This is a genomic window from Stenotrophomonas sp. MYb57 (assembly GCF_002966815.1).
Taxonomy (GTDB): Bacteria; Pseudomonadota; Gammaproteobacteria; order Xanthomonadales; family Xanthomonadaceae; genus Stenotrophomonas; species Stenotrophomonas indicatrix.
The window spans coordinates 521,735-547,794 of the sequence record NZ_CP023271.1 but is presented as its reverse complement, the minus strand read 5'-3'; the positions used below and the strand labels follow the sequence as shown (position 1 = coordinate 547,794).

Genomic DNA, 26,060 nt, shown 5'->3' with positions numbered 1-26,060 from the left:
GGCCGGGTCGATGGATACAGAAGACGCCACCACGATGATTCCTCCCCGCTACCAGCGGCTGTCGGACGAGCTGGCTGAAGCCATCCACGGCGGGCGCCTGCCGGTCGGCAGCCGGCTGCCGTCGCTGCGGCAGATGGCATCGCAGCGCCAGCTCAGCCTGAACACGGTGATCGCGGCCTACCGTCAGCTGGAAGACGCCGGTCTGGTCATTCCGCGGCCCAAGGCCGGCTTCGAAGTCGCGCCGCGACTGTCGGTTCCGCAGCGCTCGCTGCGCGATGCGCCGTCGGCGCCCACCGCCCCGCTGCAGCAGGTGCTGATGGCGCGGGTGCTGGAAGCGCAGCGGCGCCCCGGCGTGATCGACCTCGCCTTTGCCGGCCCGCGTGGGCGCCAGTTCTACCCGGGTGCGCAGCTGGCCCGGCACACCGCGCAGGTGCTTCGCCATGGCCAGCAGACCGTGGAGACCTACGCCCGTCCCAATGGTTCGCCACGCCTGCTGGCGCAGATCGTGCGGCGTGGCCCGCGGATGGGCCTGCATACCCACCCCGAACGCCTGCTGCTGACCCATGGTGCGATGGAAGCACTGCAACTGGCACTGCGCGCGGTCACCCAGCCCGGCGATGCAGTCGGCATCGAAGCGCCCTCGTACTTCAACCTGTATCCCCTGCTGACCACGCTGGGCCTGCAGCCGATCGAACTGCCCACCCATCCGCAGCGCGGCCTGGACGTGGATGCGCTGGAAGCACTGCTGGAGCACACCCCTCTTGCGGCGCTGGTGGTGATGCCGACCGTGCACAACCCGCTGGGCTGCACGATGCCGATCGCCGACAAGCAGCGCCTGGCCGAACTGGTCAACGCACGCCAGCTGCCGCTGATCGAAGACGCGGTGTATGCCGAACTGCAGTTCAGCGAGCCGCCGGCGCCCTTGCTGAAGGCGTTCGACCGCGACGGTTGGGTGATGGTGGTCGGTGGATTCTCGAAGACGCTGGCACCGGACTACCGCATCGGCTGGCTCGATGGCGGCCGCTTCGCCGAACGCATCGCGCTGCTCAAATTCCAGTCCACCGGCGGCGAACCGCAGCTGCTCGGTGATGCGGTGGCTGCCTACCTGGAAGCGGGCAGCTACGAGCACCACCTGCATCGCATGCGCCGGTTGTACCGCGAACAGGTCGGTCGCCTGCGGCAGCTGGTGGCCGAACATTTCCCGGCCGGCACCTGCGCCACCGAGCCGCAGGGAGGATTCCTGCTGTGGCTGGAGCTGCCTGGCGTAGACACCCGGGAGCTGTTCGAGCGCGCATTGGCAGAGAACATCGTGTTCATGCCGGGCCAGGTGTATTCGCGTGGCGCGCGCTACCGGCATTGCCTGCGGTTGTCGTGCTGCCAGACCCTGGACGCGCGCTTCATCGCTGCGGTGGAACGGTTGGGTGCGATCGCACGGGAGCTGGTGGCGGCAACACGGTAGTGCCGGCCGCTGGCCGGCAACCTCGAGGTAGTGAGTGCGTGCAGTTGCCGGCCAGCGGCCGGCACTACCCGTGGTCGTCGTGCAGATACGCGCTCAACGCTTCACCATCGGCGCCCGGCAGATGCGGCAGCCGGCCCCAGCAGGGCATCGTCAGACGCTGCTGCAAGGTCGCGAAATTCTCATCCTGGCGCTGCATCGACGGATCGATGTGGTTACCGATCCAGCCCAGGCACTCCACGCCACTGGCCTGCAGCGAGTGTGCGGTCAACCGCGCATGGTTGACGCAGCCCAGGCGCATGCCGACCACCAGCACCACCGGCAGCCGCAGCGCACGTACCAGGTCAAGCTGGTCCAGCTGCGCCGACAACGGCGCCAGCCAGCCGCCCACGCCTTCGACCACCACCACGTCGGCCTGTGCGCGCAGGCGTTCGAAGGCCGCCACGATCGGGGCCAGTTCGATGCGAACGCCATCTTCTGCGGCCGCCAGTTCGGGCGCCAACGGCTGGCGCAATGCGTAGGGGTTCAGATCGGCGTAGTCAGGCACCGGCAGGCTGGCGGCCTGCAATGCCAGCGCGTCGTCGTTGCGCAGCCCCTGCCCCGCGTCATGGCTGCCGCTGGCCACCGGCTTCATGCCCACCGCGCGCAGGCCGCGCCGGCGCAGCGCGTGCAGCAGCGCGGTACTGGCGGCGGTCTTGCCGATCTCGGTATCGGTGCCGGTGACGAACAGGGCCGTCGGCAACGTGGCAGGCAGGGACATCACAGGCTCCAGCGGGGCAACAGAGCCCCATTATCGCTGGCCCGGCACGCTTGCTAGACTGCGGCCATGTTCGCCAACGCCTCGCTCACCGGCAGCAAGCCGGAACAATACGCCCAGCTGCTGGAACAGGCCCGTGGCCTGGTCTACGGCGAGTCCGACCGCATCGCCAATGCGGCCAACCTCGCTGCACTGGTCTACCACGCCCTGCCCGACCTGAACTGGGTGGGCTTCTACCTGTACGACGGCAAGGAACTGGTGGTCGGTCCGTTCCAGGGCCTGCCGGCCTGCGTACGCATTCCGCTGGACAAGGGCGTGTGTGGTGCGGCCGCCAGCCAGCGCGTTACCCAGCGGATCGAAGATGTGGACGCCTTCCCCGGCCATATCGCCTGCGACGCCGCATCGCGCTCGGAACTGGTGGTGCCGTTGCTCCGCGGTGGGGAGCTGATCGGCGTGTTCGATATCGACAGCCCGGTCGTCGGCCGCTTCGATGCCGAGGACCAGGCCGGTCTGGAAGCCATCGCCGAGGTGTTCGTCGGGGCGTTGGCGTGAGCGCGGTCAAGCTGCGCAACATCGGCCCGAAGAGTGCGGCATGGCTGCGCCAGGTGGGCCTGCGCAGCCGTGAGGACCTGGTTGCGATCGGTGCCGTTGGTGCCTTCGTCAAGGTCAAGCGTGCCGGCTTCAAGCCCAGCCTCAACCTGCTGTATTCGCTGGAAGGTGCGCTGCTGGACTGCCACTGGCAGGAATTGAGCGAGCCGCAGCGTACGGCGCTGGTGCAGGACTACGAAGCGCGGATTGCCGTGCATCCGCTGAAGGCGGCAGGTCCGGCCTCGGGCCCGGTGCATGAGCAGCGCTTCGACGCCGAGGACGACGGCGAAGAAAGCACGGCCGAAAGCGCCGACGAGGATTGACTGTTTGGTAGTGCCGGCCGCTGGCCGGCAACCTCAGGAACGTTGCGAAGATCGTGCAGTTGCCGGCCAGCGGCCGGCACTACCGTCCGATCAGGGTTGCTGCAGCTCCAGCAGCTCGCCCACCAGCCCCACTTCTCCGCGCTCGACCCACACGCGCAGGCGCGTGCCGTGGTCGATGCGCAGCGCCCAGCACAGCGACATCGGCAGGCCGCACACCAGCGACAGCACCATGCGCAGCGGGCCGCCGTGGCTGACCACGACCGTCGGCGGCGGGTCGTCGTCATCCAGCAGGCGATCCAGCGCGCGTGCGATGCGCCGTTCGAAGTGGCCCCAGCTTTCGCCATGCGGCGGCGGAAACGCGTGCGGATCGGCGTGGAACGCGGCCAACGCCTCTTCCGGCAGATCGAACAATGACTGGCCATCCCAGTCGCCGAAATCCAGCTCTTCCCACTCCTCGTCGGCCTCAACATCCAGCGCGCGCGGTGTGGCCAGTGCCATCGCCGTATGCAGCGAGCGCAGGCGCGGCGAACTGATCACCCGTTCCCACGACTGCCCGGCATAGGCATCGACCAGCTCCTGCGGCAGGCGGGCCAGCTGCGGCGGATCGCTGCGGCCATCGAGGAACTCATCGCGACCGTTGCCGGCATGGCGGACCAGGTCGAGGATCATGCGCGTGCCCAGTCAGGGCGGCGCGGGAACAGCGGAAAACAGACGGACATCGGCAACGGCACCACGATAATTCGAGCTGCATTCTAGGCGCTGGCGCAGGTCTGCTGCACCGTGCAGGTGCATCCGCGCCTGCTCAGTCGTGCGGGTTCGACGCTACGGGCCGGCCGCGATGCCGTAGACTGCGCGCACTTCCAGGTGACCTGCGGCCCTGCCGGCAGGTTGAAACGGGAAGCCGGTGACGCGTGACAACACGCCATGCCGGCGCTGCCCCCGCAACGGTAAGCACGTCAATTCCAGGCAACCCGCCACTGTGCCGCAGGCATGGGAAGGCGCCTGGACGGTGGCCTCGGGCCACCCGGCGGCGAGCCCGGAGACCGGCCCGGAAGCCTCAGGTCGCGATGCGGTGGGCATGGCGCTGGATGTCTGTGGCGATGGCCGCGGCATCGGCGCGTGCCTGCCTGTTGTGACTCCTCCCCTTCGCTGCGCGGGCGTGCGCGGCACCTGGAGTCCCCCGATGAAACTGCAGTCCCGAATGCTGTCCCTGGCCGTGCTGGCCGCACTTCCTGCATTGGCCCTGGCCGATGATGGCGCCGCCGACCTCGACCAGGTGCTGGTCACCGCTACCCGTACTCCGATCGCCCTGCAGGACAGCATTGCGCCTGCGCAGGTGATCGACCGCGCGCAGATCGAATCCAGCCAGGCCACCTCCCTGCAGGAACTGCTGCAGGGCCGCGCCGGCATCAACCTGACCAATGCCGGTGGCCTGGGCAAGCAGAGCTCGCTGTTCCTGCGTGGCACCAATTCCTCGCATACCGTGGTGCTGGTCGATGGCGTGCGCATCAACAGCGCCGACCTCGGCCTGGCGATGTACCAGGATCTGCCGCTGGCACAGATCGAGCGCGTGGAAATCGTGCGCGGCCCGCAGTCCAGCCTGTACGGTGCCGACGCCATCGGCGGCGTGATCCAGATCTTCACCCGCCGCAACCAGGGTGATTTCGCTCCGCACTTCCAGCTGGGCGGCGGCAGCAATGGCCTGCGTGAAGCCAGCGGCGGCATCGGTGGCGGCACCGAACGCGGCTGGTTCGGCGCCGACATCGCCTACCAGCATTCGGATGGCATCGATGCCTGCCGCGGTTCGGCCACGCTGTTCACCGGCTGCTTTGCCGATGAACCCGACCGCGATGGCTACCGCAACCTGTCCAAGAGCCTGCGCGGTGGTTACAACCTGAGCGACCAGTGGACCGTGGAAGGCAGCGCCCTGCGTGCCGACGGCAAGAACCACTACGACGGCTACTACAACTACTCCGAGACCCGCCAGCAGGTGCTGGCCGGCAAGGTGCGCTACACCCCGTCCGAGCAGTTGACGCTGACCGCCAACGTCGGCCGCAGCGACAACGAGTCCGACAACTTCGGTGATTTCGGTGCACGCGGCAGCGCACAGACGCACCGCGACAGCGCTTCGCTGCAGGCCGACATCGGTATTGCCGAAGGCCAGCTGCTCAGCGCCGGCGTGGACTGGAGCGAGGACAACCTGGATGGCAGCAGCGCCGGTTACCTGGTCGACAGCCGTCGCAACACCGGCGTGTTCCTGCAGTACCAGGCGCGCTTCGGCCGTCACCAGCTGCAGGCCAGCGCACGCAATGATGACAACCAGCAGTTCGGCAACCATGCCACCGGCAGCCTCGGCTGGGCGATGGAGCTGGGCCACGGCCTGCGCGTCAACGCCAGCTACGGCACCGCGTTCAAGGCACCGACCTTCAGCGACCTGTACGACCCGTGGAGCGGCGTGCCGACGCTGGACCCGGAAAAGTCCAAGAGTGCCAACCTCGGCATCTCGCAGCAGGGCCAGGGCTGGCGCTGGGGCCTGGACGTGTACGAAACCCGCATCGATGACCTGATCACCTACGACGCGGCCACCTTCCGCATGCAGCAGGTCGAAAAGGCACGCATCCGCGGTGCGGAATTGACCGGCGGCGCCACCGTGGCCGGCTTCGACATCAACGCGCAGCTGAGTTTCACCGACCCGCGCAACCGCACCAACGGCAGCGCGCAGTTCGACAACTGGCTGGCACGCCGTGCGCAGCAGACCGCGCGCCTGGACATCGACCGCCGTTTCGGTGATTTCCGCACCGGCCTGACCGTGCAGGGCGCGGGCAAGCGCTACGACGATGCCGCCAACGCGGTGAAGGTCGGCGGCTACGGCACGCTGGATCTGCGCGCCGAATACGCGCTGACCCCGGCATGGTCGGTGCTGGCGCGGGTGGCCAATGTGTTCGACCGCGAGTACGAAACCGTGGCGTGGTTCAACCAGCCAGGCCGCGAGTATCAGCTGAGCGTGCGTTACCAGCCCAGGTAAGCGGTAGCGCCGGGCCATGCCCGGCGTCGGGGCGCCAGATCGAAGGGCCGCCGGGCATGGCCCGGCGCTACCGGCGGGTCAGGTCGCCGATACCGCAGCCAATCCCGGCAGTTCACGCAGGTCGTCGATTACCGCGACGGCCTGCGCGTTTTCCAGGTCCAGTCCTCGCGGATAGCCGTAGCGCACCAGCGCGATCGGCATGCCGGCGTCCTCGGCAGCACGATAGTCGGTGAGCGAATCGCCAACCATCAGGCACGCATCGACGGGCAGTTCGAAGTGCGCGGCGATATGCCGCAACGGCTCACCACTGGGCTTGCGCTGCGGCAGCGAATCACCGCCCAGCACCAGCGCAAAGGCATCGGCGATGCCCAGGTGCTGCAGCAACGGCGGCACCAGCGCGGCCGGCTTGTTGGTGCAGATGGCCAGCGGCACGTTCAACGCGCGCAACTGCGCCAGCGCGTCCACCACGCCAGCGAACAGCTGCGGGCTGCGCAGCAGGCATTCGCGGTAATGGACCATGAAGGTCGGCATCACCGCTGCCAGATCGATCTGACGCCCGGCGGCCTGCACGGCCTGTTCGACCAGCCGGCGCACGCCGTCGCCGATCCAGCCCAGCACGGTGGCTTCGGGTACGCGCGCCAGGCCGATGTCTTCCAGCGTGCGGTTCAGTGCTTCGGCGATATCGGCGGCGCTGTCGACCAGCGTGCCATCGAGGTCGAACACGACCAGCGGATAGGGATACGACAAGGGACGGCTCACTCGTGCAACGTGGGGCCGTCCATTGTACGCCCGCGTCTTCAGCCGATCCGGCGTGCGCGGGTGGCCAGGAAGGTCGGCAGGTAACGGTCGATCAGGAAGCGCGGCTGCGGCTGCCAGTCTTCCATGAAGCGGTCGATGACGAACCCGGCATCCAGCTGCCCTGCTATCAGATCCCCCAGGCTGTGGCCGAATGTCAGCGCTTCGCCACGGGCCAGCTTGGCCTCGCGCGCGGCGGGCTCCAGGTCTTCCAGGTCGGAATAGGGAATCGAGTACTGCGGGCGGATCAGGCCCTGCTCGCTCAGCTGTGCATCACGCGCAGCAACGAACACCACCGGATTGTAGAAGCTGGCCATCAGCAGGCCATCGCGTGCCAGCACCCGGCGGCACTCGGCCCACACCGGACGCACGTCGGGCACGTACAGGTTCGATATGGGATGGAACACCACGTCGAAGCTGTCGCTGGCAAAGGCCTGCAGATCACGCATGTCACCCTGCACGGTGCGCAGCGACAGACCGTCGCGGTCGGCGACGGCGCGGTCCTGCGCCAGCTGCCCGTCGGAAAGATCGAACACGGTCACCTCAGCGCCTGCCGCGGCAAGCACGGGTGCCTGTTGGCCACCGGCCGAGGCCAGGCACAGGATGCGCCTGCCACGCACATCGCCCAGCCAATCCAGCGGCAACGCACGCGGCGTCAGGTGTACCTGCCAGCGTCCCTCGCGTGCGGCGGCAATCGTTTCGGCATCCACCGGTCGCGACCACTCGCGCACCTCGCTGGCCTGGCGGTCCCAGGCAGCACGGTTGTGGTCGATCAACGCCTGTCCATGGTTCATGTGTTCTCCTTGCCCGAAGGGCGCCAGTCCAGATCCTGGAAGGCCGGGCTGGCGAAGCACTCGGCGAGGAAATCCAGGAATCGCCGCATGATAACGGGCTGTTGCCGGCGCGAGGCGTACACGGCATGAATGCCCAGCTCGTCCAGGCTGTACTCGGGCAGCAGTTCGATCAGCTCACCACTGCGCAGCAACGGTGCGACCTGGTAGGTCGGCAACATGGCAATACCGGCATTGGCGCGCACCGCCTCCAGCAACAGCGATGCTTCATTGGCACTGATGTTGCCGCCCACCGCCACCGACAGCGAGCGCCCTTCGCGATGCAGCTGCCACAGGCTTTTGCCGACGTAGTGATGGGTCAGGCAGTTGTGCACGGCGAGGTGTTCGGGCGCGGTCGGCGTGCCACGCGCCTGCAGGTAGGCCGGCGTCGCGCACAGCACCGAACGGCAGATCGCCAAACGACGTGCGATCAGGCTGGGATCGATCTGCCGCGCGATGCGCACGGCCAGGTCGACGCGCTCCTCCACCAGGTTGACCATGCGGTCGACCAGCAGCAGTTCGATGCGTGCGGCCGGATGGCGCTGCACGAAGGCGGCCACCGCACGCGCCAGATGGCTCTGCCCGAACGACACGCTGGCGGTGATGCGCAGCGTGCCGTGTGGCTCGGGATCGTCGCTGGCCAGCTCACCCTGCAGTTCTTCGCCGATCGCCAGCATCTGCCGGAAACGCGCCAGCGCGGCTTCACCGGCCCCGGTCAGGCTGACCCGCCGCGTGGTCCGGTGCAGCAGCCGCGCGCCCAGCCAGCCCTCCACCTCGGCCAGGTAGCGGCTGACCATCGCCCGCGACATGTCCAGCACCTCGGCGGCGGCGGTCAGGCTGCCGCGCTCGGCAACTTCGACGAATACGGTCATGGCGGTCAATCGGTCCATCTGCTCGATCCATGCAACAAACAAGCGCGTTATACGCTGTTTTTCGAGCGACTGCAGCGGCCTACAGTGGCCCCATTCCCAGCCACCACCCCACGGAGTCCTGCCATGAAGATCGCCCTCGTCGGTGCCACCGGCAACATCGGCCGCCAGATCGCCCGCCACGCGCTGGCCAACGGCCATCAACTGACCGTCATCGTGCGCAGCGCGCAGGACCTGCCGGCCGAGCTGGCCGGTGCCCATCCGGTCATCGCCTCGCTGGATGACCAGGACGCCCTGGTCGCCGCCATCACCGGCCACGATGTGCTGGCCAGCGCCTACGGCCCGCGCCCGGGCGACGACATCGGTCGCGTCGGCGAGGTTGCCGCACAACTGGCCAACGCCGCCCGCAAGGCCAACGTGCCGCGCCTGGTCGTGGTCGGCGGTGCCGGCAGCCTGGAAGTCGCCCCCGGCGTGCAGCTGGTCGACACCCCCACCTTCCCGGAGGCCTACAAGCCCTACGCGCTTGCCCACCGTGAAGCGTTCAACCGCCTGCAGGCGGTGGATGACCTGGACTGGACCTTCTTCTCGCCGGCCGCCGAAATCGGCCCAGGTGAAGAGCGTGGGCAGTACCGCGTGCAGCCCAAGGCCTTCCTCGCCGATGCCAGCGGCCACAGCCGCATCAGCTACGCCGACTACGGCGCCGCGTTCGTCGCCGAACTGGAAGCGCACAAGCACCCCAGGCAGATCATCACGGCGGCGTACTGATCACGCACTCGCCGGCCTGACCGCCCGCCGGGCATGGCCCGGCGCTACCCACCTGTAAAGCCGAAGGCAACGGCAGGAGCCGTTGCCAACGTCGCTTGCGACGGCCCGTAGGGGGCCGGGCAAGGACGCCCGGCATAGCCAACGCTCGGCTCGACACTCCAAGGACACCTCCCATGCGTACTGCTGCCCTGCTGCTTCCTCTCGCGCTGGCTGCCAGCTTCACCAGCGCCCCACTGCTGGCCGCACCGGCCGCGCCTGCACCCGCCAGCGCTGCCAAATCCCAGCTGCGCCTGCAGACCTTCCATCCCGGACCGCAGGCAATGTTCTCGGTGTCCTCGGTGCTGATCGAAGGGCGCAACGACGCGATCCTGGTCAACGCGCAGTTTGCTGCCGGCGATGCACGCCGGCTGGTCGAGCAGATCCGTGCCAGCGGCAAGCGGCTGACCACCATCTACATCAGCCATGGCGATCCGGACTATTACTTCGGCCTGGCCACCGTGCAGGATGCGTTCCCGCAGGCGCGCATCGTCGCCACCGCGCAGACCGTGGCGCACATCCGTGAGTCCCAGGCCGGCAAGCTGGCGTACTGGGGGCCGAAGATGGGCGCTGATGCTCCCGCACGCATCGTGGTGCCCGCGGTGCTGGAAGGCGATGCACTGCAGCTGGAAGGCCAGCGCCTGCCGTTGATCGGCCTGGATGGCCCGACGCCGGACCGCAGCGTGCTGTGGGTGCCGTCGCTGCGCGCGATCGTCGGTGGCATTCCGGTGGTGGCCGGCGAGCACGTGTGGATGGCCGATACGCAGACGCCGCAGTCGCATGCCGATTGGCTGCGCACGCTGCAGCAGCTGCAGGCGCTGAAGCCGAAGGTGGTGGTGCCCGGCCATTACGCGGAGGGTGCAGCACTGGATGCCAGTGCGTTGCGCTTCACCGCGGATTACATCCGTGCCTTCGATGTTGAAACCGCCAAGGCCAAGGACAGCGCTGCGTTGGTGAAGGCGATGCAGGCGCGCTATCCGCAGCTGGCGGGCGTGGCGTCGCTGGAGTTGAGTGCGAAGGTGGCCAAGGGCGAGATGCAGTGGCCGTAAGGTAGGGGGGTTCTTTTGCAGGGCTGCGCCCTGCACCCGCAGAAACGGTAGTGCCGGCCGCTGGCCGGCAACCTCAAAGCCAAAGCAACAGCAGGCATTCCGTGGGTAGGCGGGGTGGGTCCGGTTGCGGGGGACGCCGTAAACCCGTCCATGGGGGCTTGGCCGCGGCATCCATGCCGCGGACACCCCCGCAACCGGACCCACCCCGCCTTCGACAGGTTCCCGCTGCTGTTGGTGGGTGCTGACCGTTGGTCGGCACGCTGCTGTTGGTGGGTGCTGACCGTTGGTCGGCACGCGGCTGTTGGTAGGTGTCGACCTTGGTCGACACATGTATCAGGTCCGTGGGGAATCGTTCGTTGTGTGCTCGAACAGTTCGCCCTGCACCACGGCTTCCTTTTCGCGGAAGCCGCCGAGGCCGACGCCGACCAGCCGATAGCGGGTGTCGGCGGGTAGATCTACGCGGGCGCGCAATGAAAGTGCGATGTCGCGCAGTTCTTCCATCGACTCGGGCGGGCGTTCGGGGGTGAAGCTGCGGGTGAGGATGCGGAACTGCGCGGTCTTCAGTTTCAGCACCACGGTGTGGCCGATGCGTTCGGTCTTGCGCGTGGCCTGCCAGGTCTTCCCGGCCAGCTGCACGATCGCCTCGCTCAGGTCTTCCAGCAGCAGGTCCTCGGCGAAGGTGTCCTCCGAAGAGATCGACTGCACCTGCTGGTCAGGCTCCACCGGCCGCTCGTCGACACCACGTGCGCGGTTGTACAGGCTGCGGCCGAAGCTGCCGAAGGCGTCTTCCAGGTCCGGCAGCGTCCATTGCCGCAGGTCGCCGCAGGTGACGATGCCGCGCGCCGCCAGCTTGCCTTCCATCACCTTGCCCACGCCGGGCACGCGGTTCACCGGCAGCGGCAGCAGGAATGCGTCCACCCGCTGTGGCGGAATCACGAACTGGCCGTCGGGCTTGCGCCAGTCCGAGGCGATCTTGGCCAGGAACTTGTTCGGCGCGATCCCGGCCGAAGCGGTCAGGTTGGTTTCCTCGCGGATCTGCGCGCGGATGGTGCGGGCGATGTCGGTGGCCAGTTCGATGCCACTCTTCGGCTCGGTTACGTCCAGGTAGGCCTCGTCCAAGGACAGCGGCTCGACCAGGTCGGTATGGCGCAGGAAGATCTCGCGCACGTGGCGCGACACCGCTTTGTAACGCGCGAAGTCCGGTGGCACGAAGACCGCGTCCGGGCACAGGCGCTCGGCGCGCAGTGCCGGCATCGCCGAACGCACGCCGAACACGCGCGCCTCGTACGAAGCGGCACACACCACTGAACGCGCACCGCGCCATGCCACCACCACCGGCTTGCCGCGCAGTGACGGATCGTCACGCTGCTCCACCGACGCGTAGAAGGCGTCCATGTCGACGTGGATGATCTTGCGCAGTGCGTTCATGGTTGGCCCACATGATACCCGCACCGTACCGGTCCAGACGCCGAAGTATGGTCGTTGTGCATCAACGGGATGCGTGGTTTCAGCTGAAAACACTACGCACGCGTACGGAGACGCGGTTTGATATCCGCCTGATCCGTCGTGCATCCTCGGGAATTCGTTGCCTTGTTTTCGCTTCCAGGATTGCGCTTTCCATGACTCGTCTCCACGCGTTCAACCGCGACCAGCTGCTGGCCAGCGCACGCGGTGAACTGTTCGGCGCTGCCGCCGGCCGGTTGCCCAACGACCCGATGCTGATGTTCGACCGCATCACCGAAATCCGCGAGGACGGCGGACCGCATGGCAAGGGCATGGTACGCGCCGAACTGGATATCCGCCCGGACCTGTGGTTCTTCGGCTGCCACTTCATCGGCGACCCGGTGATGCCCGGCTGCCTGGGCCTGGATGCCATGTGGCAGCTGACCGGCTTCTTCCTGACCTGGCTGGGTGCCCCCGGCAAGGGCCGCGCCCTGGGCTGCGGCGAAGTGAAGTTCACCGGCCAGGTGCTGCCTGATGCCAAGCTGGTGCGCTACGAGATCGACATCAGCCGCGTCATCAACCGCAAGCTGGTGATGGCCCAGTCCGACGCACGCATGTACGTGGACGACCGCGAGATCTACAACGCCCGCGACCTGCGCGTGGGCCTGTTCACCGAAACCGGGAGCTTCTGATGCGTCGCGTCGTCATCACCGGCATGGGCATCACGTCCTGCCTCGGCAATGATCTGGATACCGTTTCGGCCGCCCTGCGTGAAAGCCGCGCCGGCATCACCGCGCTGGCCGACCACGCCGAAGCCGGCCTGCGCAGCCAGGTCGGCGGTCGCGTCGACCTCGACCTGGATGCGCTGATCGACCGCAAGCAGAAGCGCTTCATGAGCGATGCCGCTGCCTTCGCCTACCTGGCGATGGCCGATGCCATCACCGATGCGGGCCTGACTCCGGAACAGGTCAGTGGCCTGCGCACCGGCCTGATCGCCGGTTCCGGCGGTGGCTCCAGCGAATGGCAGGTGGGTGCGGTGGATCTGCTGCGCAGCCGTGGCGTGCGCAAGGTGGGTCCGTACATGGTGCCGCGCACGATGTGCTCGACCGTGTCGGCCTGCCTGGCCACCGCATTCCAGATCAAGGGTGTCAGCTACTCGCTGTCGGCCGCCTGCGCGACCTCGGCGCACTGCATCGGTGCGGCTGCCGACCTCATCCGCCACGGCGCGCAGGACATCATGTTCGCCGGCGGCGGTGAAGACCTGCACTGGTCGATGAGCGTGATGTTCGATGCAATGGGCGCACTGTCCACCAGCTTCAACGACACCCCCGCCAGCGCCTCGCGCCCGTATGACAAGGACCGCGATGGCTTCGTCATCGCCGGCGGTGGCGGCATGCTGGTGCTGGAAGACTACGACCACGCGGTGGCACGTGGCGCGCACATCCATGCCGAGCTGATCGGCTATGGCGTGACCTCCGATGGCGCCGACATGGTCGCGCCGTCCGGCGAAGGCGCCGTGCGCTGCATGAAGATGGCGCTGCAGAACGTCGACCGTCCGCTGGATTACCTCAACACCCACGGCACCTCGACCCCGCTGGGCGATGTGACCGAGCTGGGTGCGATCCGCGAGGTGTTCGGCGATGCGATTCCGCCGCTGTCCTCGACCAAGGCGCTGTCGGGCCATTCGCTGGGCGCTGCAAGCGTGCATGAAGCGATCTACTGCCTGCTGATGATGCGCGATGGCTTCGTGGCCGGCTCGGCCAACATCGGCGAGCTGGACCCGAGGGTGGAAGGCTTCCCGATCCTGCGCGAAAGCCGCGAGCAGAAGCTGGATACGGTGATGTCCAACAGCTTCGGCTTCGGTGGCACCAACGCGGCGCTGGTGTTCGGCAGGGTGTGATCTGAAAGCGTGCCAACCAAGGTTGGCACCTACCAGGGCGGTAGCGCCGGACCATGCCCGGCGAGAGCGGTGAAGCGTGCCGACCAACGGTCGGCACCCACCAGAGCGGTAGCGCCGGGCCATGCCCGGCGAGAACGGTGAAGCGTGCCGACCAACGGTCGGCACCCACCAGGGCGGTAGCGCCGGGCCATGCGCGGCGAGAACGGTGAAGCGTGCCGGCCAACGGTCGGCACCCACCATCACCCACCATCCCCCACCGTTACCTCGGCAGCAGCGGCAGCAGCAAGGCGTGCGCGTCCACCAGCGAGCCGACGATGCGGTGGCCGAGCGCGCGCAATTCTTCATCGGGATGCACCAGGTCCGGTACCTGGATCACGGTCATGCCTGCGGCCAGCGCGGCTCGTGTGCCGGCCGGCGAATCCTCCAGCGCCAGGCAACGTTCCGGCGCCTGTCCCAGCCGCTGCGCGGCCAGCAGGTAGATGTCCGGCGCCGGCTTCGGCCGCGCCACATCGCCACTGGTGATCACCGCATCGAAGTATGGCAGCAGCCCGGCTGCAGCCAGCTTGCGGTTGGCCCGCGGCTGCCGCGTAGTGGTCGCCACCGCGCGCGGCACCGCGTGCGCCTTCAACAACTCCAGCAGTTCCAGGATGCCCGGCCGCAGCGGCAGCCCGGTCTGCGTGCGCTCCTCGTACAGATCATGGCAACGCGCGGCCATGGCCTCGATCATGCTGTCTTCGATGCCCTGCTGGCGCAGCAGCGCCTGGCTGTCGCGGTCGCCAAGGCCGACCATGCGCACGAAGAAGCTGGCATCCAGGGGCAGGCCGAATTCCTCCGCCGCCTCGCTCCAGCATGCAAGCGACACACGCTCGCTGTCGATCATCAGGCCGTCCATGTCGAAGATGACGGCGTCGGGCAGGAACGGCAGCGCAGCGATGGAGGTCATGGAGCGAACAACGTATCCAGATCGGTGGAGGTCAGCAGCCGCCATTGCCCTTCGGCCAGTCCCTGCAGGTCCAGGCCACCAACACGGCTGCGATGCAGTGCCTGCACATGGTTGCCTGCGGCAGCGAACATGCGGCGTACCTGATGGTAGCGGCCTTCGTGCAGTACCAGGCGCGCCTTGCGCGGCCCGAGCACCTGCAGTTCAGCCGGCAGCAGGGGCGTCTTCTCCGCTTCCAGCATCAGCGTGCCGCTGGCAAACAGCGCCACCTCGTCACCACGCAGGTCTTCGGCCAGCTCCACTTCGTAGACCTTGGGCAGCTTCGACTTCGGCGAAATGATCCGATGCAGCAGGTTGCCGTCGTCGGTCAGCAGCAACAGGCCGCTGGTCTCACGGTCCAGACGGCCGACGGTGGACAGCACCGGGTCGCGGTCGCGAAAGCGCGGCGGCAGCAGGTCGTAGATCAGGCGGCCCTTGTCCTTGGTCGAACAGGTGTAGCCGGCCGGCTTGTACATCGCCAGCGACAGGCCCACCGGCGGGTCCAGTGGCTCGCCGTCCACCCGCACCGCTTCATGCGCCACCTGGTCGTCGGCGTAGAGCACCTCGCCGTCGGCGTCGGTAACGCGGCCTTCGCGGAACATCCACTGCACCTGCTTGCGGCTGCCGTAGCCGAGGTTGGCGATGTGCTTGACCAGCTTCACCGGCCCTTCCCCTTGCCCTTCACCGCTTCGACCAGCTTGAAGCCATCGCGCTCGGCAACCACGCGCACCGCGCCGAAGCTCTCGTTGAGCGTGTACTCGTAGGGCAGGTGGCGGTTGGCCACCACGTACAGGCGCCCACCCGGGCGCAGCGCCTGCGCGGCCACGGCGATGAAGCGCTGGCCGATGTCCGGGCGATCCGCACGCGAGGGCGTGTGGAACGGCGGGTTGCTGATGATGACGTCGTAGTCCGGCTCGATACCGGCGGTGACGTCGCGCCACAGGAAGCGCAGCGGCACGGGACGCGGTGGCGGCGCCAGATTGAGTTCGGCCAGGTCCAGCGCGCGCTTCTCGGCCTCGTACAGGTCCAGCGCGGTGATCTTCGGGCAGCGCTCCAGCAGTTCACGCGACAGGTAGCCGTAACCGGCACCGAGGTCAGCTGCACGCCCGGCCAGGTCGGCCGGCAGATGCTCGGCCAGCAGGGCCGACGCCGGGTCGATGCGGTCCCAGGCGAACACGCCCGGACGGCTGAGGAAACGGCCGCCGACGATCGGCCGCACCGCGTCCAGCGCGCCCCAGCGCTTGGCTACGTCCACATCGTGCTGGCCCTGCAGCGGAGCGGTCCAGAACACGCGGCAGTGGTTCTTGGTCAGGCTGCCGCCGAGGCCGGCCAGCTGCTTGAGGTCGCCTTCGCCGGAGCGGGCACCTTCGTTGTTGTGCTGGCAGGCCACGATGCGGCCACCCTCGGCGACCAGCGCCAGGGCGCGGGCGAACAGCGCGCGGGCTTCCTCGCGCTGGCGCGGCGGCAGCACCAGCACCAGCGGGTAACGGCCGCGGCCGGCAACATCATCCAGCTGCCCGCTGACGGTCCAGCCAGCGGCCTGCTGCAGCGGCTGCGCGAACGGGGCGAAGCTCTGCTCGCAGTCGACTTCGCGGCCGCCGGCCTGCTCGCGCAGTGGCCAGCCGTCACGGGCGCGCAGGAAGGCCACCGGGCCCTCCGGCCAGCGCAGGGCGCCGCTGGAGAACGGCAGGAACAGGGTCTGCAGGGGGGCGTCGTCGCTGGATGCCATCGGCGCGGGTACTGGAAGCGTGAGGGCCGTCCATTGTACCGGCTTGTCCGGCCCGGCCCCGACCACCGCTTTGCGAAACTTCAACGTTGCCTTGATGCCGCAGCAACATGCCAGCGTTCAGGGTAGAAGCTCCCCCGCAACCCCTGGAGATCCTGCATGCGTGCCTTGTTCGTCGGAGGTGTCGTCGACAACAGTGAAATGGACCTGGAAGGCAGCCATCCCCCCGTGCATTACCCGGAGGACACCGGCGGCGGCCATTCCCGCTACCGCCTGCACCAGGTTGGCCACGGCGCCGATGGCAGCGTGGCCTACGCCGTCTATGGCGCGCCGGATCTGGCAGACGATGAAGTGACCCGGGTAGCCGAGGAGCGCGCGTATGCGCGCAGGTTCGAAGCGACGGCAACGCTGTTCGAACATTGACCGCCGCAGCCACGCATGGCGTGGCTCTACTGTTCGAATGACCATCGCAGCCACGCATGGCGTGGCTCTACTGTTCGAATGACCATCGCAGCCACGCATGGCGTGGCTCTACTGTTCGAATGACCATCGCAGCCACGCATGGCGTGGCGTGGCTCTACAGTAGATCCACGCCATGCGTGGATGCAGCCATCTGCAGTTGCCGTCAGAGCCTCGGCGGCAACCTGCGGATGCTGGCGATTTCATCCAGCCACACGTGATGCTGCTGCACCGGCGCATCAAGATCGTCCAGCCGCAGCTGGCCATTGCTGCCTTCGTCGCCGGCGTCGTTGCGGTACTGCTGCAGCGTCGGCTGCACCGCAACCGTGCCCAGCAGGCGTCGACCATCGTGCAGGGTCAGCTGCACCTCGGTTTCCCCCTGCAACTGCGGCAACAGGGCTTCCAGGCGCGCGATCTGCGCGGAATCAGTATGGATACGGGGAGCAATACGGGACATCGGCGACCTCCTGAACTGCAGGGTCGCCGATCGTCCGTGAATGCTCAGTGCAGCAGGCTGTCCCCGCGCGTGGCCTGCACGCGCCGCACCACGCCCACCAGCTGGGCCACCGAATACGGCTTGGCCACATGCTCCTGGAAGCCCGAGGCCAACGCACGGCGACGGTCATCGGCACGCGCCAGCGCAGTCACCGCTACCGCCGGCAGCGCTGCCGCGTCTACGCCCAGGTCCTGCCGCAACGTGCTTACCAGGCCATAGCCATCCATGCCCGGCATGCCGATGTCGGTCAGCAGCACCTGGTACTGCAGGTGGCCATTGTCGGCCAGCAGCGCCAGCGCTTCGCCCGCCGAACTGGCGGCGGACACGCTCGCGCCCTGCTCTTCCAGCATGCGCCGCAGGTACTCCAGCACTTCAGGCTGGTCTTCCACCGCCAGCACATGCAGGCCGCGCAGCGGGTACGGCTCGACCACCATCGGTTCCAGGATAGGACCGCTGACGACCTCACGCAGCGGACGCCGTTCGGCATCGGGCAGATGCTGCGGCAGGCGCACGGTGAAGGTGGAGCCGTGACCGTGGCCATCGCTGGCCGCGCTGACCGAACCGCCGTGCAGTTCGACCAGCTGCTGCACGATGGCCAGGCCCAGGCCCAGACCGCCATGGCGGCGGGTGGTGGTGCCGTCGGCCTGGCGGAAGCGGCTGAACAGATGGTTCAGGAACTCCGGCGCGATGCCGTCGCCGGTATCGCGCACGGTTATCGTCCAATAGTTGCCATCGGCCTGCAGCTGCACGTCGATGCGGCCTTCGGCCGGGGTGAACTTGATCGCGTTGGACAACAGGTTCCAGAACACCTGCTGCAGCCGGGTGGCATCGCCCAGCACCTGGCAGGGCTGTGCCGGCAGCTGCAGGGTGACGTCCAGCGCCTTGCCCTCGGCCACCAGCTCCTGTGCGCCCATCGCTTCGTTCAACTGGTCGCGCAGGTCCAGCACTTCCACTTCCAGCTGCACCTTGCCCAGCAGCATGCTGCTGAGGTCGAGCATGTCCGAGATCAACCGCTTCTGCGCGGTCGCGCTGTTGGCGATCACGCCCAGGCCCTTGTACAGCGGGCTGGTGGAATCCACGCGCTGCAGCAGCAGTTCACTCCAGCCCAGGATCGTGGTCAGCGGTGTGCGCAGCTCGTGCGACAGCGTGGCCAGGAACTCATCCTTCAGCCGCGCCATGTTTTCGGCCGCACTGCGCGCGGCACGCTCGGACTGCAGCAGTTCCTCGCGCGCCAGTTCGATCTCGCGGCGCTCGGTGACATCCGGGCTGCTGCCGGCCAGGCCGATGAAACGGCCCATCCGCGAGAAGCGCGGACGTGCGTTCATTTCCAGCCAGCGCCACTGCCCATCGGCACGACGCGCACGCACCAACGCATGCATCGAACGCTGCGCCTTCAGTGCTTCCTGCAGTTCGTATTCAAATACCGACGCATCGTCGGGATGCACCAGGCCGCGCCAGACATCTTCCGGCACACGGTTCTCGTCGCCGCCGAAGAACTCGCTGAAGGCACTGTTGACGAAGCGGGCGTGGCCGCGCTCGTCCAGTACCCACACCGGCATCGGCAGGCCATCGGCCAACGCACTGAAACGGGCCTCGCTCTCGCCCAGTTCCACTTCCATCTGCTTGCGCGCGGTCACGTCGAAGAACAGGATGCCGACCTTGTCCTCGCCCGGCTGGCCAACCCGAACGGCATCCACCGCGAACGTGCGCCCCAGAGCACGGGCATCCATTTCGAACTGGGCCGGTCGCCCGGTCCGCGCCACTTCGCCGTAGATCCGGAACCAGTCACCTTCGTGGTGTGGCTCCAGCGTGCTCATGCGCTTGCCACAGGCATCCTTCAGCCCGGTGTGGCGCTCGAAGGCATCGTTGACCTCGAGGAAGCGGTAGTCGATCGCCTCGTCGCCATCGAACAGCACCTGGATCACACAGAAACCTGCGTGGATGCGCTCAAGCACGCCATGGTGCAGGTCGGTTTCGGGCGTCGGCACCATCAAGGGTGAGCGCTCCACGAGGGGCGGCAGTGTGGACAAGGGCGTGGGAGGAAAAGACCGGATGGAGGTACAGCATCTTCCAGAGTGCGTATTCACAGCGTCAAGCGCCGTCAGTCACGGTTGACGACCATGAATTGGCGGCAACTGTTGACGCATTTGACGCTACTGGCCATTGCTGCGGCCGCGCGGCGGGATCACACTCGATCCGAGATCATCATCCTCCCCGCTTCGGGGACGCAGGAGACCGCCATGAAAGGTTCGCTTTCAACCGCCCTGCTGCTGGCCGGCATGCTTGCCGTGGGCAGCGTGGCCGCCGCGCCGCGGACGGTAACCGCGCCCGATGCGCCGCGCGCACTACAGGCCGACGGCCCAGTCAGCGTGCAGTGGAATGATCCGGCCAAGTTCACCGAGATCCGCCAGAGCACCAACCGCTTCGAGGCCGAACGCGGGGACTGGGTGCAGCAGCTGGCACGCTACGTGCAGACCAGCGCCGCCAAGCCCCTGCAGGCCGGGCAGACGCTGGAGGTAACCCTGGTGGACGTCAAGCGCGCAGGCGACTACGAGCCCTGGCACGGCCCGCGTGGCCGCGACATCCGGATCATGCGCGACATCTACCCGCCGCGGATCACCCTGCAGTACACGCTGAAGGACGCCAGCGGGCGCATCATCGATGAAGGCGACGCCCGCCTGAGCGACAGCGGCTACCTGCACAACATCGGCCTGAAGAGCGATACCGATCCGCTGCGCTATGAAAAGCGCCTGATTGATGACTGGGTGAAGCGCCAGCTGACCTCACGCGTTACCGCTGCCCGGTAGGTGTCGACCTTGGCCGACACGCAGCCACAGCGCCGACCAGGGTCTGATCCGATCCGGTAGGTGTCGACCTTGGTCGGCACACATTCACAGCGCCGACCAAGGTCGGCAGCTACCAGAGCCGTGCGCAGCGCTGATCCGATCCGGTAGGTGTCGACCTTGGTCGACACGCAGCCACAGCGCCGACCAAGGTCGGCAGCTACCAGAGCCGGTCAGTCCTGGTAGATGCGTGCCACGCGCTTGACGCCGCACGGCAGCTGGTAGGCACTGACACCGCAGCGCGGCGCCAGCTCGGACAGCGTCGGCGCCGTACCCCACAGTTCCACCACGCTGCCAACACCGGCCTGCGCATGCGCGGTCAGGTCCACGGTCAGCATGTCCATCGACACGCGGCCGATCAGCCCACCGGGTTGGCCATCGATCAGCACCGGCGTGCCATTGGGGGCGAACTGCGGATAACCATCGGCATAGCCCAGTGCGACCACGCCCACGCGTGTGCGCGCCTTGGCCACGAAGCGCGCACCGTAGCCGACCGGCTCGCCGGCTTCGATCCAGCGCTCGGCGAACACCTTGGACTGCATCGTCATCACCGGGCGCAGGCGCGCGGTGAGTTCACTGTTGTCCGGCAGCGGATTGGCGCCGTACAGCATCAGGCCCGGGCGCACCCAGTCACTGCGCACGTCCGGCCAGCCCAGCAGCGCCGGCGAATTGCAGATGCTGGTCTCGCCTTCAAGACCATCGATGGCCTCGACGAAGGTCGCGGCCTGCTCACGGGTACGCTCGCTGTCCAGTTCATCGGCGCGTGCCAGGTGGGTCATCATCACGATGCGCGCCACCTGCGGCAGTGCAGACAAACGCGCGTGCGCGGCGCGGAATCCGGGAACGTCCAGGCCCAGCCGGTGCATGCCGCTGTCCAGCTTCAGCCACACCGTCAGCGGCCGCGGGCTGTCGAACGCGACCAGCGCTTCCAGCTGCCACGGCGAACCGACCGAGAACCACAGGTCATGCTCGGCCACCAGCGCCATTTCGCTGGGCTCGAAGATACCTTCCAGCAGCAGGATCGGCGCACGGATGCCGGCCTGGCGCAGTTCCAGCGCTTCTTCGATGGTGGCCACGCCAAAGCCGTCGGCCTCGCCTTCCAGTGCCTGCGCACAGCGCACCGCACCGTGGCCATAGGCATCGGCCTTGAGGATCGCCAGCGCCTTGCCACCGCCCAGTTCACGGGCCAGGCGATAGTTGCTGCGCAGTGCGCCCAGGTCGATCAGCGCGCGGGCAGGACGCATGTGCGGTTCTCATGTTGCGGGGCGTGGCGGTACTGGCCGTAGCGGAAGATATCCAGGCCTTCGGTGCTGATCTGCGGCTGGCGCGCGCTCATCAGGTCGGCCAGGTAGCGGCCCGAGCCGCAGGCCATGGTCCAACCCAGCGTGCCGTGGCCGGTGTTGAGGAACAGGTTGCGGAACGGCGTGGCGCCGATCACCGGCGTGCCGTCCGGCGTGGCCGGGCGCAGGCCGGTCCAGAACTCGGCCTTGGCCAGGTCACCGCCCTTCGGGTACAGGTCGCGCACCACCAGCTCCAGCGTCTCGCGGCGGCGCGGCGACAGCGACAGGTCGAAACCGGCCACCTCGGCCATGCCACCGACGCGGATGCGGTTGTCGAAGCGGGTCACCGCCACCTTGTAGCTCTCATCGAGGATGGTCGAGGTGGGCGCCATCGCCGGGTCGGTGATCGGCAGGGTCAGCGAATAGCCCTTCAGCGGATACACCGGCAGGCGCATGCCCAGCGGCGCGACCAGTCCCGGCGAATAGCTGCCCAGTGCGACCACGAAGCGGTCCGCGGTTTCCAGCTTGCCGCCGATGCGCACGCCGGTGATGCGGTCGCCGTCGGATTCCACGCCGGTGATGTCCTGGTCGTAACGGAACTCGACCCCCGCTTCGGCCGCCATCTGCGCCAGGCGGCGGGTGAACAGCTGGCAATCGCCGGTCTGGTCGCGCGGCAGGCGCAGCGCACCCACCAGGCCATCAACGTGGGCCAGCGCAGGCTCGGCCTTGATGATGCCGGCGCGATCCAGCACTTCGTACGGCACACCGTACTGGGCCAGGATCTCGATGTCCTGCGCCGATGCATCCAGCTGCTGCTGGGTGCGGAACAGCTGGGTGGTGCCCAGGTCGCGCCCTTCGAAATCGATGCCGATCTGCGCACGCAGCTCGTTCAGGCAGTCGCGGCTGTACTCGGACATGCGCACCATGCGCGCCTTGTTGATCGCGTAGCGCTCGTGGGTGCAGTTGCGCAGCATCTGCCACAGCCAGCGGTACTGGGCCAGGTCCATGCCCGGCTTGATCGCCAGCGGTGCGTGCTTTTCGAACAGCCAGCCGATGGCCTTCTTCGGCACGCCCGGGGCAGCCCACGGCGAGGTGTAGCCGAATGACAGCTGGCCGGCATTGGCGAAGCTGGTTTCCAGCGCGGGACCGGGCTGGCGGTCGACGACCGTGACTTCAAACCCGGCCTGTCGCAGGTACCAGGCACTGGTGGTGCCGATCACGCCGCTGCCGAGGACTAGGACTCGCATGGGAATTCTCCAACCCGATCATTCCCTGCATTTGCGTGCGCAGGGGCCATAATCGGGGAAGTATATTCTTCCGTATCCAGATGATTTGCCTGATTTCAGCAATGCAGTCAGGATATTTCCCTGTGATTCATTCCCCGAGCTTGACGCCCATGGCCACCCGTCCCCGCGAGCTGGACAAGATCGACCGCAAGATCCTGCGCATCCTGCAGGCCGAAGGCCGCATTTCCTTCACCGAGCTGGGCGAACGGGTCGGCCTGTCGACCACCCCGTGCACCGAGCGCGTGCGCCGGCTGGAGCGCGAAGCGGTGATCACCGGCTACCACGCGCACCTGGACCCCAGCGCGCTGAAAGCAAGCCTGCTGGTGTTCGTGGAGATCAGCCTGGCCTACAAGTCCGGCGACATCTTCGAGGAGTTCCGGCGTTCGGCGCTGAAGCTGCCCAACGTGCTGGAATGCCATCTGGTGTCGGGCGATTTCGATTACCTGCTGAAGGCACGGATCAGCGAGATGGCGTCCTATCGCAAGCTGCTGGGCAGCACCCTGCTGACCCTGCCACATGTGCGTGAGTCGAAGAGCTACATCGTGATGGAAGAGGTCAAGGAGACCTGGGCGCTGCCGATTCCGGATTGAACCGACCGGCGGCAGCGGGACCAGACCCCGCAACGCGGGCTCTGGCCCCTGGCTGCATCAGCGCTGCTGCGGGTTCTTCATGGAACCCTGTTGCGGATTCTTCTTCTGCTGCTCGTTCGGCTGCTGTTGCTGTTGCTGCTGGCGCTGCTGTTCCTGCGGTGTTTTGCCCTGCTGTTCCTTGCCGGGATGACGGTTCTGCTGGTTGGCCATGATCGTATTCCAAGGGGACGAGGGAAGCGCGACGACAGGGATGCCGGCGCAGGTCCACCGTGGTCCTGGCACGGTTAATCGCAGGCGAAAAACGGGTGATGCGGGGTGTGCAGGGTAGGGGCTGTTTTCCGGCGTTCATGTGGGTGGCGGGTTTCCTGCCAACGGCTGAGCCCCTCGTGGCTGGGGCCGGGTGCGGTGCTGCGAGTGGGCCGGGCGGGTGGGGTCAGGCGGGGACGCCGTGAACCCGTCCCTGGGGGCTTGGCCGCGGCATCCATGCCGCGGACACCCCGCCTGACCCCACCCGCCCGGCCTCTGACAGGTTCATGCGGGCGCCAGCCACGGAAAAAGAAAAAAAAAAGAGCGACAGCGGGTCGCTGCGCTCTCTTTGGGTTGCGCGATTGGTTGCGGGCGCTGGGGTCAGCGCTTGATCTGCTGGCCGTCGCCGGTCGGTACGCTGTCGTAGTAGCGGCCGGTGCGCGAGTCGAACACGCGGTTGGGGCCGACCGGTTTGACGCCGGGAACGATGCGGCCGTTGCGGTCGTAGACCTTGTCCGGCAGCGCCGGCGCGGGCGTGGGGGTCACCTGGGCCGGGCCGGTCGATCGGATCGGCTGTGCCGGCTGCGGCGAGGGCAGCACCTGCGGCTGCGGGCGCGACGCCTGCGGTCGCGGGGCGACAGGCGGCGGTGCCACCGTCGCGCTGCTGCGGGTGGCGGTCGGACTGCCGGTGGGAACCTGCGCCTGGGCAAGCAGAGGCAACAGGGCCGACAGCAACAGGACTAGGCGGGGTTTCATCGCGCGCTCCAGGGTGGGCCACCCTTACCCTGCGCCTGCCCCTGTGTGCCGGCCATGAACGGCCATCACACTTGCAAGCGTGTGCCGACACCCCCACGTCTGCTGGCATCCCAGGCCACAACCCCACGGAGAGCCGGCATGAGCGCTTTCGATCTGACGCCCCCCACCGCCACGCAGACCGACGCCCTGGTCGCCGGGCTCAGCGCCGAGGAGCGCCGCGTGCTGCTGCAGCACGGCACCGAGGCGCCGTTCTGCGGGGTATTCCTCGACAACAAGCGCGAGGGCGTCTACTGCTGCCGGCTGTGCGCCCTGCCCTTGTTCCGCTCCAGCACCAAGTTCGATTCGGGCACCGGCTGGCCCAGTTTCTTCGCCCCGTTCGACCCGTCGCACGTGCGCGAGATCCGCGACACCAGCCATGGCATGGTCCGCACCGAGATCACCTGCGCCCGCTGTGGCAGCCATCTGGGCCACGTGTTCCCGGACGGTCCGCCGCCCACCTACGAGCGCCACTGCCTGAACTCGGTCTCACTTTCATTCACCGGCAACGGCGAGCCGTGGCCCGATCCGCTGCAGCGTGGCGGCGCGGAGGCCGGCGTGGCGGGCTGACACGCGCCGCAAGGCCCCGCTGACCGACTTCACAGAATTCCCTCTTCAGAAACACCGGTGTCAGGCCGACAAGGAGATATCCCCCCTCCTTGCGTCGCGCCATGCTCATCATCGTTGGATTCCTGGTCGTCATCATCAGCGTGCTGGGCGGCTACCTCGGCGCACACGGCCGCCTTGGGGCGCTGTGGCAGCCCTACGAACTGGTCATCATCGGCGGTGCCGCGCTGGGTGCGTTCCTGGTCGGCACCCCGGCCAAGACGGTCAAGCAGACGCTGCAGGCCATGGTCGGCGTGTTCAAGGGCCCGCGCTACAAGCAGCAGGACTACATCGACGTCCTCAGTCTGGTCTACGAACTGCTCAACAAGGCCCGCCGTGAAGGCTTCATGGCGCTGGAAGACCATGTCGAGCGCCCGGCCGAAAGCGCGCTGTTCGGGAACTACCCGAAGGTGCAGGCCGACCACCACCTGATCGACTTCATCACCGACTGCCTGCGCCTGATGATCGGCAGCAACATCGAGCCGCATGAGCTGGAGCCACTGCTGGAGCTGGAGCTGGAAAAGCACCACGCCGAAGCGATGGCGCCGTCGCAGGTGCTGACCAAGGTCGCCGACGGCCTGCCCGGTTTCGGCATCGTGGCGGCAGTGCTGGGCATCGTCATCACCATGGGCTCGATCGGCGGCGACATCGTCGAAGTGGGTGGCCACGTGGCCGGCGCGCTGGTCGGCACCTTCCTCGGCATCCTGCTTGGCTATGGCTTCGTCGGCCCGATGGCCTCGGCGATGGAAGCCCGTGCCGAGCAGGACAGCCGCATCTACGAGTCGGTGAAGACCGCCCTGCTCGCCTGCCTGCGCGGCTACAACCCGAAGATCGCGCTGGAGTTCGCCCGCAAGACGCTGCCGTCGAACGTGCGCCCGGCGTTCTCCGACTTCGAGCAGCACCTGAAGACGGTCAAGTAAG

The 26,060-nt window shown here is 67.6% G+C and carries 28 protein-coding genes and 1 riboswitch; of the genes, 13 read left to right on the top strand and 15 right to left on the bottom strand.

All coding sequences use genetic code 11. From position 1 onward, the window contains the following. The first annotated feature begins 10 nt into the window (after nt 1-10). Entirely contained in the window at nt 11-1,459 is a 1,449-nt protein-coding gene (locus CLM74_RS02515) for a PLP-dependent aminotransferase family protein (RefSeq protein WP_105163361.1), read from the top strand. 64 nt (nt 1,460-1,523) lie between these two features. Here CLM74_RS02515 and bioD read toward each other — a convergent pair whose 3' ends face one another. Next, on the bottom strand, nt 1,524-2,216 hold the full coding sequence (gene bioD, locus CLM74_RS02510) for a dethiobiotin synthase (protein ID WP_105163360.1): 693 nt from the start codon (nt 2,214-2,216) through the stop codon (nt 1,524-1,526). Between the two features lie 66 nt (nt 2,217-2,282). Between bioD and CLM74_RS02505 the strand changes: the two genes are divergently transcribed. Together CLM74_RS02505 and CLM74_RS02500 are read left to right on the top strand one after the other, a co-directional pair. After that, nucleotides 2,283-2,765 carry a GAF domain-containing protein gene (locus tag CLM74_RS02505; protein ID WP_025878430.1) on the top strand — a complete coding sequence of 161 codons (483 nt, stop codon included), beginning with the start codon at nt 2,283-2,285 and terminating at the stop codon, nt 2,763-2,765. Beyond that, nucleotides 2,762-3,124 carry a TfoX/Sxy family protein gene (locus CLM74_RS02500; RefSeq protein ID WP_025878429.1) on the top strand — a complete coding sequence of 121 codons (363 nt, stop codon included), beginning with the start codon at nt 2,762-2,764 and terminating at the stop codon, nt 3,122-3,124. Before CLM74_RS02505 ends, CLM74_RS02500 begins: the two co-directional genes overlap by 4 nt. Before the next feature lie 90 nt (nt 3,125-3,214). On the opposite strand, the gene CLM74_RS02495 is transcribed toward CLM74_RS02500, so the two are convergent. Beyond that, on the bottom strand, nt 3,215-3,793 hold the full coding sequence (locus CLM74_RS02495; RefSeq protein WP_025878428.1) for a histidine phosphatase family protein: 579 nt from the start codon (nt 3,791-3,793) through the stop codon (nt 3,215-3,217). A 176-nt stretch (nt 3,794-3,969) separates the two neighbouring features. Continuing rightward, nucleotides 3,970-4,191, top strand: a riboswitch (cobalamin riboswitch). Nucleotides 4,192-4,307: 116 nt separating this feature from the next. Here CLM74_RS02495 and btuB point away from each other — a divergent pair. Next, entirely contained in the window at nt 4,308-6,149 is a 1,842-nt protein-coding gene (gene btuB, locus CLM74_RS02490) for a TonB-dependent vitamin B12 receptor (RefSeq protein ID WP_025878427.1), read from the top strand. 78 nt (nt 6,150-6,227) lie between these two features. Here the strand turns inward: btuB and gph are convergent, their stop codons facing one another. From gph to CLM74_RS02475, 3 genes are read right to left on the bottom strand one after another with little or no spacing between them, the layout of a single operon-like run. Next, nucleotides 6,228-6,896 carry a phosphoglycolate phosphatase gene (gph, locus tag CLM74_RS02485; RefSeq protein WP_080150129.1) on the bottom strand — a complete coding sequence of 223 codons (669 nt, stop codon included), beginning with the start codon at nt 6,894-6,896 and terminating at the stop codon, nt 6,228-6,230. Nucleotides 6,897-6,946: 50 nt separating this feature from the next. Next, nucleotides 6,947-7,738, bottom strand: a complete 792-nt coding sequence (locus tag CLM74_RS02480) for a class I SAM-dependent methyltransferase (RefSeq protein WP_105163359.1) — start codon at nt 7,736-7,738, stop codon at nt 6,947-6,949. Continuing rightward, nucleotides 7,735-8,664, bottom strand: a complete 930-nt coding sequence (locus CLM74_RS02475; RefSeq protein ID WP_025878424.1) for a LysR family transcriptional regulator — start codon at nt 8,662-8,664, stop codon at nt 7,735-7,737. Before CLM74_RS02475 ends, CLM74_RS02480 begins: the two co-directional genes overlap by 4 nt. Before the next feature lie 105 nt (nt 8,665-8,769). Here CLM74_RS02475 and CLM74_RS02470 point away from each other — a divergent pair, with 105 nt between their 5' ends. Further along, nucleotides 8,770-9,408, top strand: coding sequence for an NAD(P)H-binding protein (locus CLM74_RS02470; protein ID WP_033830261.1), 639 nt, complete (start codon nt 8,770-8,772; stop codon nt 9,406-9,408). Between the two features lie 173 nt (nt 9,409-9,581). Further along, complete coding sequence (locus CLM74_RS02465) at nt 9,582-10,493, top strand: MBL fold metallo-hydrolase (protein ID WP_105163358.1); 912 nt, start codon at nt 9,582-9,584, stop codon at nt 10,491-10,493. Nucleotides 10,494-10,826: 333 nt separating this feature from the next. Here CLM74_RS02465 and dinB read toward each other — a convergent pair whose 3' ends face one another. Then, a complete protein-coding gene (gene dinB, locus CLM74_RS02460) occupies nt 10,827-11,921 on the bottom strand; it encodes a DNA polymerase IV (RefSeq protein WP_080150135.1) in 1,095 nt (364 codons plus the stop codon). Between the two features lie 191 nt (nt 11,922-12,112). Here dinB and fabA point away from each other — a divergent pair, with 191 nt between their 5' ends. Both fabA and fabB read left to right on the top strand, forming a co-directional pair. Then, on the top strand, nt 12,113-12,628 hold the full coding sequence (gene fabA, locus CLM74_RS02455) for a 3-hydroxyacyl-[acyl-carrier-protein] dehydratase FabA (RefSeq protein ID WP_025878420.1): 516 nt from the start codon (nt 12,113-12,115) through the stop codon (nt 12,626-12,628). Next, nucleotides 12,628-13,836: a beta-ketoacyl-ACP synthase I gene (fabB, locus tag CLM74_RS02450; RefSeq protein ID WP_025878419.1), complete on the top strand. Its 1,209-nt coding sequence runs from the start codon at nt 12,628-12,630 to the stop codon at nt 13,834-13,836. Before fabA ends, fabB begins: the two co-directional genes overlap by 1 nt. Before the next feature lie 259 nt (nt 13,837-14,095). Here the strand turns inward: fabB and CLM74_RS02445 are convergent, their stop codons facing one another. From CLM74_RS02445 to CLM74_RS02435, 3 genes are read right to left on the bottom strand one after another with little or no spacing between them, the layout of a single operon-like run. Then, nucleotides 14,096-14,779, bottom strand: a complete 684-nt coding sequence (locus CLM74_RS02445; RefSeq protein WP_032976401.1) for an HAD family phosphatase — start codon at nt 14,777-14,779, stop codon at nt 14,096-14,098. After that, nucleotides 14,776-15,477, bottom strand: a complete 702-nt coding sequence (locus tag CLM74_RS02440) for a 16S rRNA pseudouridine(516) synthase (RefSeq protein WP_059065872.1) — start codon at nt 15,475-15,477, stop codon at nt 14,776-14,778. Before CLM74_RS02440 ends, CLM74_RS02445 begins: the two co-directional genes overlap by 4 nt. After that, a complete protein-coding gene (locus tag CLM74_RS02435; protein ID WP_025878416.1) occupies nt 15,474-16,544 on the bottom strand; it encodes a class I SAM-dependent methyltransferase in 1,071 nt (356 codons plus the stop codon). Before CLM74_RS02435 ends, CLM74_RS02440 begins: the two co-directional genes overlap by 4 nt. A 156-nt stretch (nt 16,545-16,700) precedes the next feature. On the opposite strand from CLM74_RS02435, the gene CLM74_RS02430 reads away from it, so the two are divergent. After that, a complete protein-coding gene (locus CLM74_RS02430) occupies nt 16,701-16,964 on the top strand; it encodes a hypothetical protein (protein WP_025878415.1) in 264 nt (87 codons plus the stop codon). Nucleotides 16,965-17,166: 202 nt separating this feature from the next. Here CLM74_RS02430 and CLM74_RS02425 read toward each other — a convergent pair whose 3' ends face one another. Both CLM74_RS02425 and CLM74_RS02420 read right to left on the bottom strand, forming a co-directional pair. Further along, entirely contained in the window at nt 17,167-17,457 is a 291-nt protein-coding gene (locus CLM74_RS02425; RefSeq protein WP_025878414.1) for a DUF3247 family protein, read from the bottom strand. A gap of 44 nt (nt 17,458-17,501) precedes the next feature. Continuing rightward, nucleotides 17,502-19,487, bottom strand: a complete 1,986-nt coding sequence (locus CLM74_RS02420) for an ATP-binding protein (RefSeq protein WP_223483302.1) — start codon at nt 19,485-19,487, stop codon at nt 17,502-17,504. 249 nt (nt 19,488-19,736) lie between these two features. Between CLM74_RS02420 and CLM74_RS02415 the strand changes: the two genes are divergently transcribed. Further along, nucleotides 19,737-20,303 (top strand): DUF3016 domain-containing protein, encoded by a 567-nt coding sequence (locus CLM74_RS02415; RefSeq protein WP_025878412.1) that lies wholly within the window; start codon nt 19,737-19,739, stop codon nt 20,301-20,303. A 209-nt stretch (nt 20,304-20,512) separates the two neighbouring features. Here the strand turns inward: CLM74_RS02415 and alr are convergent, their stop codons facing one another. Continuing rightward, nucleotides 20,513-21,583 carry an alanine racemase gene (gene alr, locus CLM74_RS02410; protein WP_099782682.1) on the bottom strand — a complete coding sequence of 357 codons (1,071 nt, stop codon included), beginning with the start codon at nt 21,581-21,583 and terminating at the stop codon, nt 20,513-20,515. Further along, entirely contained in the window at nt 21,562-22,866 is a 1,305-nt protein-coding gene (locus tag CLM74_RS02405) for a D-amino acid dehydrogenase (protein ID WP_032976409.1), read from the bottom strand. Before CLM74_RS02405 ends, alr begins: the two co-directional genes overlap by 22 nt. 149 nt (nt 22,867-23,015) lie before the next feature. Between CLM74_RS02405 and CLM74_RS02400 the strand changes: the two genes are divergently transcribed. Beyond that, complete coding sequence (locus CLM74_RS02400) at nt 23,016-23,495, top strand: AsnC family transcriptional regulator (protein WP_025878409.1); 480 nt, start codon at nt 23,016-23,018, stop codon at nt 23,493-23,495. Nucleotides 23,496-23,552: 57 nt separating this feature from the next. On the opposite strand, the gene CLM74_RS02395 is transcribed toward CLM74_RS02400, so the two are convergent. Next, the gene (locus CLM74_RS02395) at nt 23,553-23,705 is read right to left on the bottom strand and encodes a hypothetical protein (RefSeq protein ID WP_025878408.1); all 153 of its coding nucleotides are present in this window, start codon (nt 23,703-23,705) and stop codon (nt 23,553-23,555) included. A gap of 417 nt (nt 23,706-24,122) precedes the next feature. Then, nucleotides 24,123-24,497, bottom strand: coding sequence for a classical arabinogalactan protein 4 (locus CLM74_RS02390; protein ID WP_105163357.1), 375 nt, complete (start codon nt 24,495-24,497; stop codon nt 24,123-24,125). Between the two features lie 138 nt (nt 24,498-24,635). Between CLM74_RS02390 and msrB the strand changes: the two genes are divergently transcribed. Continuing rightward, on the top strand, nt 24,636-25,103 hold the full coding sequence (gene msrB, locus CLM74_RS02385; RefSeq protein WP_025878406.1) for a peptide-methionine (R)-S-oxide reductase MsrB: 468 nt from the start codon (nt 24,636-24,638) through the stop codon (nt 25,101-25,103). A 101-nt stretch (nt 25,104-25,204) separates the two neighbouring features. Further along, a complete protein-coding gene (gene motA / locus CLM74_RS02380) occupies nt 25,205-26,059 on the top strand; it encodes a flagellar motor stator protein MotA (protein ID WP_012509934.1) in 855 nt (284 codons plus the stop codon). Nucleotide 26,060: the final 1 nt, after the last annotated feature.